The organism is Pseudomonas sp. NPDC089741, assembly GCF_044748825.1.
Lineage (GTDB): Bacteria > Pseudomonadota > Gammaproteobacteria > Pseudomonadales > Pseudomonadaceae > Aquipseudomonas > Aquipseudomonas helmanticensis.
Map to the genome: position 1 here is coordinate 82573 of NZ_JBIVGT010000015.1, position 10721 is coordinate 93293.

General features: G+C 61.2%; 9 protein-coding genes. All 9 read left to right on the forward strand.

What is annotated here, in order from left to right:
- Nucleotides 1-8: 8 nt before the first annotated feature.
- The 9 genes from asd to ACIPZE_RS16450 all read left to right on the forward strand — a co-directional run bounded on the left by asd (nt 9) and on the right by ACIPZE_RS16450 (nt 10691).
- Nucleotides 9-1088 carry an aspartate-semialdehyde dehydrogenase gene (asd, locus tag ACIPZE_RS16410; RefSeq protein WP_400773952.1) on the forward strand — a complete coding sequence of 360 codons (1080 nt, stop codon included), beginning with the start codon at nt 9-11 and terminating at the stop codon, nt 1086-1088.
- Nucleotides 1089-1339: 251 nt separating this feature from the next.
- Complete coding sequence (locus tag ACIPZE_RS16415) at nt 1340-2350, forward strand: aspartate-semialdehyde dehydrogenase (protein ID WP_283435831.1); 1011 nt, start codon at nt 1340-1342, stop codon at nt 2348-2350.
- A gap of 208 nt (nt 2351-2558) precedes the next feature.
- Entirely contained in the window at nt 2559-5210 is a 2652-nt protein-coding gene (locus tag ACIPZE_RS16420; RefSeq protein ID WP_400773900.1) for a FimV/HubP family polar landmark protein, read from the forward strand.
- Between the two features lie 159 nt (nt 5211-5369).
- Entirely contained in the window at nt 5370-6260 is an 891-nt protein-coding gene (truA, locus tag ACIPZE_RS16425) for a tRNA pseudouridine(38-40) synthase TruA (protein WP_400773902.1), read from the forward strand.
- Between the two features lie 65 nt (nt 6261-6325).
- Nucleotides 6326-6946 (forward strand): phosphoribosylanthranilate isomerase, encoded by a 621-nt coding sequence (locus tag ACIPZE_RS16430; RefSeq protein ID WP_283435833.1) that lies wholly within the window; start codon nt 6326-6328, stop codon nt 6944-6946.
- A 227-nt stretch (nt 6947-7173) separates the two neighbouring features.
- Nucleotides 7174-8094: an acetyl-CoA carboxylase, carboxyltransferase subunit beta gene (gene accD, locus ACIPZE_RS16435; protein ID WP_283435834.1), complete on the forward strand. Its 921-nt coding sequence runs from the start codon at nt 7174-7176 to the stop codon at nt 8092-8094.
- The gene (gene folC / locus ACIPZE_RS16440; RefSeq protein ID WP_400773905.1) at nt 8091-9398 is read left to right on the forward strand and encodes a bifunctional tetrahydrofolate synthase/dihydrofolate synthase; all 1308 of its coding nucleotides are present in this window, start codon (nt 8091-8093) and stop codon (nt 9396-9398) included. The genes accD and folC overlap by 4 nt, the downstream gene beginning before the upstream one ends.
- Nucleotides 9382-10032 carry an SPOR domain-containing protein gene (locus ACIPZE_RS16445; RefSeq protein WP_129394707.1) on the forward strand — a complete coding sequence of 217 codons (651 nt, stop codon included), beginning with the start codon at nt 9382-9384 and terminating at the stop codon, nt 10030-10032. The genes folC and ACIPZE_RS16445 overlap by 17 nt, the downstream gene beginning before the upstream one ends.
- Before the next feature lie 98 nt (nt 10033-10130).
- Nucleotides 10131-10691: a CvpA family protein gene (locus ACIPZE_RS16450; protein WP_400773908.1), complete on the forward strand. Its 561-nt coding sequence runs from the start codon at nt 10131-10133 to the stop codon at nt 10689-10691.
- Nucleotides 10692-10721: the final 30 nt, after the last annotated feature.

Here is a 10721-nt window from a genome sequence, read left to right on the forward strand (position 1 = left end):
GGCTCGGTATGGTCGGTTCCGTGATGATGCAGGTGATGCTGGAAGAGCAGGATTTCGATCTAATCGAGCCGGTGTTTTTCACCACTTCCAATGTCGGTGGCCAAGGCCCGTCCGTGGGCAAGGACATTGCTCCGCTCAAGGATGCTTACAGCATTGACGAGCTGAAGACCCTCGACGTGATTCTGACCTGCCAGGGTGGCGACTACACCAGCGAAGTGTTCCCGAAGCTGCGCGAAGCCGGCTGGCAGGGTTACTGGATCGACGCGGCCTCCAGCCTGCGCATGAACGATGACGCAGTGATCATTCTCGATCCGGTCAACCGCAAGGTTATCGACCAGCAGCTCGACGCGGGCACCAAGAACTACATCGGCGGCAACTGCACCGTCAGCCTGATGCTGATGGGCCTGGGCGGCCTGTTCGAAGCGGGTCTGGTCGAATGGATGAGCGCCATGACCTATCAGGCGGCCTCCGGTGCCGGCGCGCAGAACATGCGTGAGCTGATCAAGCAAATGGGCGCGACCCACGCTGCTGTCGCCGATCAACTGGCCGATCCGGCCAGCGCGATCCTCGACATCGACCGTCGCGTGGCCGACGCCATGCGCAGCGACGCGTACCCGACCGAAAACTTCGGCGTACCGTTGGCTGGCAGCCTGATCCCGTGGATCGACAAGGAACTGCCGAACGGCCAAAGCCGCGAAGAGTGGAAGGCCCAGGCCGAGACCAACAAGATTCTCGGTCGCTTCAAGAGCCCGATCCCGGTCGACGGCATCTGCGTGCGCATCGGTGCCATGCGTTGCCACAGCCAGGCGCTGACCATCAAGTTGAACAAAGACGTGCCGATCGCCGACATCGAAGGGCTGATCAGCCAGCACAACCCTTGGGTCAAACTGGTGCCGAACCAGCGCGATATCAGCATGCAGGAGCTGAGCCCGACCAAGGTCACCGGCACCCTGAATGTTCCGGTCGGTCGTCTGCGCAAACTGAACATGGGCTCGCAGTTCCTCGGCGCGTTCACTGTTGGCGACCAGCTACTGTGGGGCGCGGCCGAGCCGCTGCGTCGCATGCTGCGGATTTTGCTTGAGCGTTGATCGTTTGATGCAATGAAAGAGCCCGCGCCTTGAAAGAGGTGCGGGTTTTTTTATGCCTTGGATTTCTCGGTTGCCTAGTCTGGCCTCTTCGCGAGCAGGCTCGCTCCCACAGGGGTTATGCATTTTAAATGTGGGAGCGAGCCTGCTCGCGAAGGGGCCGGTGCAAGCACCGCAAATCCCCGGCAGAAATTGCCTGTGCGGCGGTCACCCGGTAAAGTGCCGCTCCCCCCGTTTCGCCAGAGGCTCGCACCATGACCCAGACCCTAGATATTGCCGTAATCGGCGCCACCGGTACTGTCGGCGAAACCCTCGTACAGATTCTCGAAGAGCGCGACTTCCCGGTCGGTAATCTGCACCTGCTGGCGAGCAGCGAATCCGCCGGCAGTTCGCTGCTGTTCCGCAACAAGAACGTGCGCGTTCGCGAAGTCGACGAGTTCGATTTCAGCAAGGTCAAACTGGTGTTCTTCGCCGCCGGCCCGGCGATCACTCTGAGCTATGCCGCCCGCGTGCAGGCTGCCGGTTGCTCGCTGATCGACCTGTCTGGCGCGCTGCCGGCCGATCAGGCGCCACAAATCGTTCCGGAGGCCAATGCCGCCCGGCTCGCCGGTTTGAAGGCGCCGTTCCAGGTCAGCAGCCCAAGCCCGTCGGCCACTTCGCTGGCTGTGGTGCTGGCGCCGCTGCTCGATCTGCTCGACCTGCAATCGGTGCATGTCACCGCCAATCTGGCCGTTTCCGCCCAAGGCCGCGAAGCCGTTACCGAACTCGCGCGGCAAACCGCCGAGTTGCTGAACATGCGTCCGCTGGAGCCAACCTTCTTCGATCGGCAGATGGCTTTCAACGTGCTGGCACAGGTCGGTACGCCTGACGCGCAGGGCCACACGCTGCTGGAAAAACGTCTGGTGCGCGAGTTGCGCCAGGTGCTGGCGCTGCCTTCATTAAAGATTTCCGCAACTTGCGTTCAAGCCCCGGTGTTTTTTGGCGATAGCTTTAGCGTGACCTTGCAGTCAACGCAGGCTGTCGACCTGGTAAAGGTCAACGCCGCTCTCGAAGATGCGCCGGGTATCGAGCTGGTCGAGGCCGGTGATTATCCGACAGCGGTCGGTGACGCAGTGGGTCAGGATGTTGTCTACGTCGGGCGCGTGCGCAGTGGCGTCGACGACCCGGCGGAACTTAATCTGTGGCTGACGTCAGATAACGTACGCAAAGGTGCAGCCCTTAACGCTGTGCAGGTGGCTGAATTGTTGATAAAAGACCTGCTGTAAAAGATACTTGGCAACAATTTGTCGACTGATTCTAGGTGAGCGCTATGCTTGCCCGGAGCGCTTGATAACGTGTCACCCTCCGGGACTTTCCGGGGCATCAAAGAAATGATCGCGCGCGACATCTGTCGTCGTCGCGCGCAATGCCTTACGGCAGCGACAATCAATATCTTCTCGCTGGCCGAGGAACGTTCAAACAAAGGATGAGGCTATGGTTCAAGTTCGCAAACTGGTGTTAGCAATAGCGGCCGCCTCGGCGCTGTCCTCCGGTATGGCGCATGCCCTCGGGCTCGGGGAGCTGACCCTGAAGTCGACCCTGAACCAGCCGCTGGTGGCTGAAATCGAGCTGCTCGACGTCAAGGATCTCACCGCTGCCGAAGTGGTACCGAGCCTGGCTTCAGCCGAAGATTTTGCCAAGGCCGGCGTTGATCGCCAGGCCTTCCTCAACGATCTGACCTTCACCCCGGTGCTCAACGCCAGCGGCAAAAGCGTGCTGCGCGTGACGTCGAGCAAGCCGCTGTCGGAACCGATGGTGAAATTCCTCGTGCAGGTGATGTGGCCGAACGGCCGTCTGCTGCGCGACTACAGCGTGCTGCTCGATCCGTCGAAGTTCTCGCCGCAGACCGCTGATGCCGCCGCGCAACCGGCACCATCGCAGACCATCGCTGCGCCGACCACTGGCGCCACGCACCCGACGCAATACACCACCACGCCGCGCGATACCCTCTGGGAAATCGCCGCGAAGGCGCGCACCGGTGGTTCGGTGCAGCAGACCATGCTGGCGATTCAGGCGCTGAACCCGGACGCGTTCATCGGCGGCAACATCAACCGTCTGAAAACCGGTCAGGTTTTGCGACTGCCGGACGCGGTGCAAAGTACCGCGTTGCCGCAGAACAAAGCGATCGCCGAAGTGGCGGCGCAGAACGAAGCCTGGCGTCAGGGCCGTCGTTATGTGGCCAAGCCGGGCAGCGGCCAGCAGCAGCTCGATGCGACCAATCGCGGCCGGGCGAACACTGGTGCTGCATCAAACGCTCAGGACAACCTCAGCCTGGTCTCTGCCGAAAGTGCTAAAGGTCGCGGCAAAGGCCCGGCGGGCGACGCCAAGGCGTTGAGCAACAAACTGGCGGTGACCCAGGAAAGCCTCGACACGACCCGTCGTGACAACGAGGAACTGAAAAGCCGCATGACCGATCTGCAGAGTCAGTTGGACAAACTGCAAAAGCTGATCGAGCTGAAAAACAATCAACTGGCGAAGTTGCAGGCCGAAGGTTCGGGCGCAGCGCCAGCGGCGAATGGTGCGGCAGCAGCGGTTCCGGCGATCACCGCCGAATTGGCTGCCACGCCACCTGCGACGCCGGCAGACGCTGCGGCGGCATCGCCGACGCCTGAATCGGCGATCGCACCACCGGTCGAGGCACCGGCCGAACCGGTGGTCGCGCCGACACCTGCGGTCGATGACGAGAAGACGTTCAACGAACTGCTGACCAATCCGATCCTGCTGGGGCTGATCGGTGGCGGTGCGGTGGTCCTGCTGCTCCTGCTGTTGTTGCTGGCACGTCGCCGCAAAGCTCAGCAGGAAGCCGAGAAGCACGTGCGCATGGCGCGTGCGCTGGCCGAAGAGCAAGAGTTCTCCGCCGAACAGGATCTGCCGGAAAGCAGCTTCGAAGGTCTGGAAACACCTGCCGCCAGCGTCAAGCTGAATACTCCGGCGCCAACCCCGGCTCCGGCTCCTGCACCAGTCGTGGCGCCCGTGGTAATGGCCGAACCGATTGCTGCGCCGCTGGTGGCACCGGCCGCCGAGCGTTCCGATGACGTGCTCGACAAGGCGCAGTCGCACATCAATGCCGGTCGCCTGAATCAGGCTGCGGCGTTGCTGGAGGAGGGCGTCAGCCTAGAGCCACAACGTAGTGACCTGCGCCTGAAACTGATGGAAGTCTATGGTCAGCAGGGCGATCGCGATGCGTTCGTCGGCCAGGAGCGTCAGTTGGTGGCCAACGGCGACAACTTTGCCAAGGTCGAAGAACTGAAAAGCCGCTTCCCGGCCATGGCCGTCGTCGCTGCTGCCGGTCTGGCGGCTGCCGCCGTCGCTGCCGAGCTGGACGCGCAATACGTCAAGGACTTGCTGCTGGATGAGCCTGAAGCACCGGCGCCGCCAGTGGAAGACGATCTCGACAGCGCGTTTGACCTGAGCCTGGACGATCTCGACAACATCACGCCGGTAGAACCCGCGCCGGTTGTTGAGCCTGAGGCGCCGGTCGAGCTGGACGAATTTCCGTCGGACGACGACCTGAGCTTCGAGTCGGTGCTGCAACAGCAGACCGAGATCAAAGAGAACCTCGACGATTTGTCGGACTTCGACCTCGATCTGGACCTCGGTGCTGATCCGGCTCCAGCTCCAGCGGTTGACCTGGCGGACGACGATTTCCTCTTGGATCTGGACGAGGGCGTGAAAGACCTGTCGCCGGTAGAACCACCGGTCGTGGCCGACTTGCCGCAGGATGATCTGGAATTGCCGGCCGATTTCGACCTGTCGCTGGCAGACGAAATGGACAGTAACCCGGCGGCTGAGCCTGATGCCTTCTCAGCGGAGCTGGATGACGTCAATGCTGAGCTCGATCGCCTGTCGCAATCGGTTGCCGAGCCGACCTTCACCGAAGCCGATGCAGCGATGGGTGGCGATCTGGGCGAAGACGATTTCGACTTCCTTGCCGGCACCGATGAAGCCGCGACCAAGCTCGATCTGGCTCAGGCCTACATCGACATGGGCGACAGCGACGGTGCGCGTGACATCCTCAACGAAGTGTTGACCGAGGGTGACGAGAAGCAGCGTGGCGAGGCCAAGGAAATGCTCTCGAGCTTGTAATCAGTCCAGCGGTAAACGAAACGGCAGCCCACAAAGGCTGCCGTTTTTTTTGGTTTTCAAGGTCAAAAGATCGCAGCCTTCGGCAGCTCTTACAGGGGAATGCGGATTTCTGTGTAGGAACTGCCGAAGGCTGCGATCTTTTGATCCTGAGGCCTTATAATGCCCGCCTTTGCAAAAACAGCAGGCTGTCCCACCTTGGCAAACATAGATAACCCGGTCGCCGAACTGGCCCCCGACGGCTTTTACCGCGTTGCGCTGGGCGTTGAGTACAAAGGCTCGCGCTACAGCGGCTGGCAGCGTCAGCTGACGGGTGTGAAGACGGTGCAGGAAGAGCTCGAAAAAGCCTTGTCAAAAGTCGCCAACTCGCCGGTTTCGTTGCAGTGCGCCGGGCGCACTGACGCCGGCGTGCATGCCTGTGGGCAAGTGGTGCATTTCGACACTCAGGTCGATCGTTCGCTGAAAGCCTGGGTGATGGGCGCCAATATCAATCTGCCCCATGACATCAGCGTCAGTTGGGCGCGGGTGATGCCGGCGCATTTCCATGCGCGGTTCAAAGCCATCGCCCGGCGTTATCGCTACGTGATTTACAACGATCAGATCCGCCCGGCGCATCTCAACGAAGAAATTACCTGGAACCACCGCCCGCTCGATGTCGAGCGCATGGCCGAGGCGGCGCAGCACCTGATCGGTACTCACGATTTCAGTGCGTTCCGCGCCGGTCAGTGCCAGGCCAAGTCGCCGATCAAGAAAATGCATCACCTGCGCGTGACCCGTCACGGCAAGATGATCGTGCTCGATATCCGCGCCAATGCCTTCCTGCACCACATGGTGCGCAACATCGCCGGTGTGTTGATGACCATTGGCGCGGGTGAGCGTCCGGTCGAGTGGATGAAGGAAGTCCTCGAAAGCCGTGAGCGCCGCTCCGGTGGGGTGACCGCGCATCCGTACGGCTTGTATCTGGTGCAGGTCGAGTATCACGAAGAGTTCCCGTTGCCCGAGCGTTTTGTCGGGCCACATTTCCTTACGGGTTTCTCCGAACTGGACGGCTGACGCCCTCGAACGCTTTTGTTACCATCCGGGACTTTCCCGGATTTTGCCTTGGAGTTTTTCTCGACATGTCAGCCGTTCGCAGCAAGATCTGCGGGATTACCCGCATGGAAGATGCGCTGGCCGCCGTCGAGGCCGGGGCGGATGCGATCGGATTCGTGTTTTACGCCAAGAGCCCGCGCGCAGTGTCGGTGCAACAGGCGCGGGCGATCATCAAGGCGCTGCCGCCGTTCGTGACCACGGTGGGCCTGTTCGTCAATGCCAGCCGCTGCGAGCTGGGGGAAATCCTCGACGCCGTGCCGCTGGACTTGCTGCAGTTCCATGGTGACGAGACCGCCGAAGAGTGTGAGGGCTGGCATCGTCCGTACATCAAGGCGCTGCGGGTCAAGGCGGGCGATGATATCGCTGCTGCCGTCGATGCTTACCCGAGCGCCAGTGGCGTTTTGCTCGATACCTACGTTGAAGGCGTGCCCGGCGGAACCGGTGAGGCGTTCGACTGGTCATTGATTCCGCAAGGCTTGAGCAAACCGCTGATTCTGGCGGGTGGTCTGACGCCGGAAAATGTCGCAGGCGCCGTGGCGCGGGTAAAACCTTACGCGGTAGATGTCAGCGGCGGGGTAGAGGCGAGCAAGGGCATCAAGGATCACGCAAAGATTCGCGCATTCATTTACGCCGTAAAAGGAATATAGGGACCTGCCGGTTCCGATATTGATGTGACGGCTGGCAGTCTGCCGCCGTCCATCAATGCACTTGCACAAAGCAGGCGCGGCTGAGGGTTTCTGGAGGGCACGCAGGTCATGTTTCGCGCTGACCGTGGTCACCCAGACACCATCGCCACACACATGAATTTAGCTGAAGGGCATACGCGGGGTTGCGAACCAGAGCGTTCGAACCGCCGGTACTGGAGAAAGAAAGCATGAGCAACTGGCTAGTAGACAAACTGATCCCTTCGATCATGCGTTCCGAGGTCAAAAAGAGCTCGGTGCCTGAAGGTCTGTGGCACAAATGCCCGTCTTGCGAGGCTGTGCTGTATCGCCCGGAGCTGGAAAAGACCCTGGACGTTTGCCCTAAGTGCAACCACCACATGCGCATCGGCGCACGTGCGCGTATCGACATTTTCCTCGATGCCGAAGGTCGCAACGAACTGGGCGCCGATCTGGAGCCGGTTGACCGTCTGAAATTCCGCGACGGCAAGAAGTACAAGGATCGCCTGGTCGCTGCACAGAAGCAGACCGGCGAAAAAGATGCGCTGATCTCCGTCAGCGGCACCTTGCTGGGTATGCCGGTTGTGGTTTCGGCCTTTGAATTCGCCTTCATGGGCGGTTCGATGGGTGCCATCGTCGGTGAGCGCTTCGTACGTGCTGCCAACTACGCGCTGGAAAACCGTTGCCCGATGATCTGCTTCGCCGCTTCCGGCGGTGCACGCATGCAGGAAGCACTGATCTCGCTGATGCAGATGGCCAAGACCTCGGCTGTACTGGCGCGTCTGCGTGAGGAAGGCATTCCGTTCATCTCCGTGCTGACCGACCCGGTCTACGGCGGCGTTTCCGCCAGTCTGGCGATGCTCGGCGACGTGATCGTCGGCGAGCCGAAAGCCCTGATCGGTTTCGCCGGTCCGCGCGTTATCGAACAAACCGTGCGTGAAAAACTGCCGGAAGGCTTCCAGCGCAGCGAATTCCTGCTGGAGCACGGCGCGATCGACATGATCATCCACCGTCAGGAACTGCGCCCACGTCTGGGTAACCTGCTGGCACAGATGACTGGCAAGCCGACGCCGAAATTCGTCGCGGCGCCAATCGAACCGATCGTGGTTCCGCCGGTACCTGCTGGCCTATGACCGAGCGCACCCTTGGCGAATGGCTCGCCTACCTTGAGCAGTTGCATCCGTCGGCCATCGACATGGGCCTGGAGCGTTCGCAACAGGTAGCGTCCCGTATGGGGCTGGGCCAGCCGGCGCCTCGGGTGATTACGGTCACCGGCACCAACGGCAAAGGTTCGACCTGCGCATTCGTGGCTTCCTTGCTACGCGCGCAGGGCCTGAGCGTTGGTGTCTACAATTCTCCGCACCTGCTGCGTTACAACGAGCGGGTGCAGCTCAATGGCGTCGAAGCCACTGACGCACAGCTGTGCCAAGCCTTTGCTGCGGTCGAGGCCGGCCGCGGCGACACTTCCCTGACTTACTTCGAAATGGGCACCTTGGCGGCGTTCTGGCTGTTTCAACAGGCAAAACTTGACGCTGTGGTGCTCGAAGTCGGTCTGGGCGGGCGTCTGGATACGGTCAATGTGGTCGATGCCGACATCGCGCTGGTCACCAGTATTGGCGTCGATCACGCCGATTACCTGGGCGACACCCGTGAATCCGTGGCTTTCGAAAAGGCCGGGATCTTCCGTCAGGGCAAGCCTGCGCTGTGTGGCGATCTGAATCCTCCGCAACCGTTGCTCGACAAGGCGCATGAGCTGGCCTGTCCATTCTTCCTGCGCGGGCGAGATTTCGACCTCGGCATCACTGATCAGTATTGGCAATGGCGTGGCACCGATGCGCAGGGCCAAGCGGTTGAACTGCATGACTTGCCGCTGCTGGATCTGCCGATGGAAAACGCCGCGCTGGCGTTGCAGGCCTATCTGCTGCTTGGTTTGCCATGGGATGCGCAGCAGATCGTCGCGGCGTTGCAAGCGACGCGTGTGGTCGGACGTCTCGATCGCCGCGGGTTCGACTGGAACGGCAAGCGCCTGAATTTGTTGCTGGATGTTGGGCACAATCCGCATGCGGCCGAATATCTGGCCCGTCGTCTGGCCTCGCGGCCACCGGTCGGCAAGCGCCTGGCGGTGTTCGGGCTGCTGGCGGACAAGGATCTCGATGGTGTTGTCGGCGAGTTGAATGCTAGTGTCGAGCACTGGGCCGTGGCGCCACTGGATTCGCCGCGTGCGCGCCCGGTGAGTGAGTTGCATGCGGCCCTGCACAACCTTGGCGCGTCCGTCACGTCTTACGACAGTGTCGCCGACGCGCTGGAAGGGCAGTGTGCAGTAGCTACCAGCGACGACGAGATTCTGTTGTTCGGATCATTTTATTGTGTCGCCGAGGCCCTTGAATGGCTGGCCCGGCACTCCACGGAGGAAGCGGCAAATGGCTTTGCTGGATAAAGCGTACAAGCAGCGCATGGTTGGCGCTTTGGTGCTGGTGGCGCTGGCAGTGATTTTCCTGCCGATGCTGTTTTCCCGTCAGGATGAGCAGCGTCAAGTGACTGTCGAAGCCCCGGCCGCACCACAGGCGCCCGTTGTGCCGCAGGTGCAAATGGAAACGGTGGCCGTGCCTGAACCGCAAGCCTTGCCGCAAGAGCCAGTGCCAACGGATGAAGAAGTCGCCGAAGACACGGCGCCTGCTGCGCCCGTTGCAGCAACGCCGACGGCGCCCATCATGATCACCAAGCCTGCTGCGCCGCCTGCGGTGGCCAAGTCGATTCCGGCGCCTGCCCAGCCGATCGCGGCTGCGTCGAGCAAGCCTGATACCACGCAAAGCCGCGTCGATGCCAACGGCCTGTCGGTGAGTTGGTCGGTGCAACTGGCGAGCCTGTCGAGCCGTGCCAGTGCCGAGAGCTTGCAGAAAACCCTGCGCAGCCAAGGCTATAACGCGTATATCCGTTCGGCCGACGGCAAGAATCGGGTGTTTGTCGGGCCGCTGATCGAGCGCTCCGAAGCCGATCGTCTGCGTGATCTGTTGGGTCGTCAGCAGAACCTCAAGGGTTTCGTCGTGCGCTTCCAGCCTGAGCGTGGCTGAAAACTATCGCCTCGATTGAAATGCACTGACAATCGCAGCTTACCGAGAGGCATGCGCTCTGCTAAAATGCGCCGCCTTATCCGTCTGTAGGCTGCACTGTGCCATTTACCTGGGTTGACTGGGCGATCGTTGCAATCATCGCCATCTCCGCTTTGATCAGTTTGAGCCGCGGCTTCGTCAAGGAAGCATTATCGCTGGTGACCTGGATCATCGCAGGAGTCGTCGCCTGGATGTTCGGTGGCTCATTGTCCGAGTACCTCGCCGGATACATCGAAACCCCATCGGCTCGCGTGATCGCGGGCTGTGCCATCATGTTTGTCGCCACACTGATCGTGGGCGCAATGATCAATTATCTTATCGGCGAGTTGGTTCGCGTCACCGGGTTGTCCGGGACCGAGCGCTGCCTCGGCATGGCCTTCGGCGCAGCGCGTGGCGTGTTGCTGGTGGTCGTGGCGGTCGGGCTGTTGAGCCTGGGGCCGGTACAGCAGGACGGGTGGTGGAAAGAATCACAGCTCGTACCAAAATTTCTATTGGTCGCCGATTGGTCCAAAAACCTGATCCTTGGGTGGAGCAGTCAGTGGCTTGCCAGCGGAATCAGCGTACCCGCTGATATTCCGTTCAAGGAGCAGCTCTTGCCGTCGGCGAAAACGCCTCAGTGAGTGTTGTTCAGTTCAGATCCCTGCAGGCGG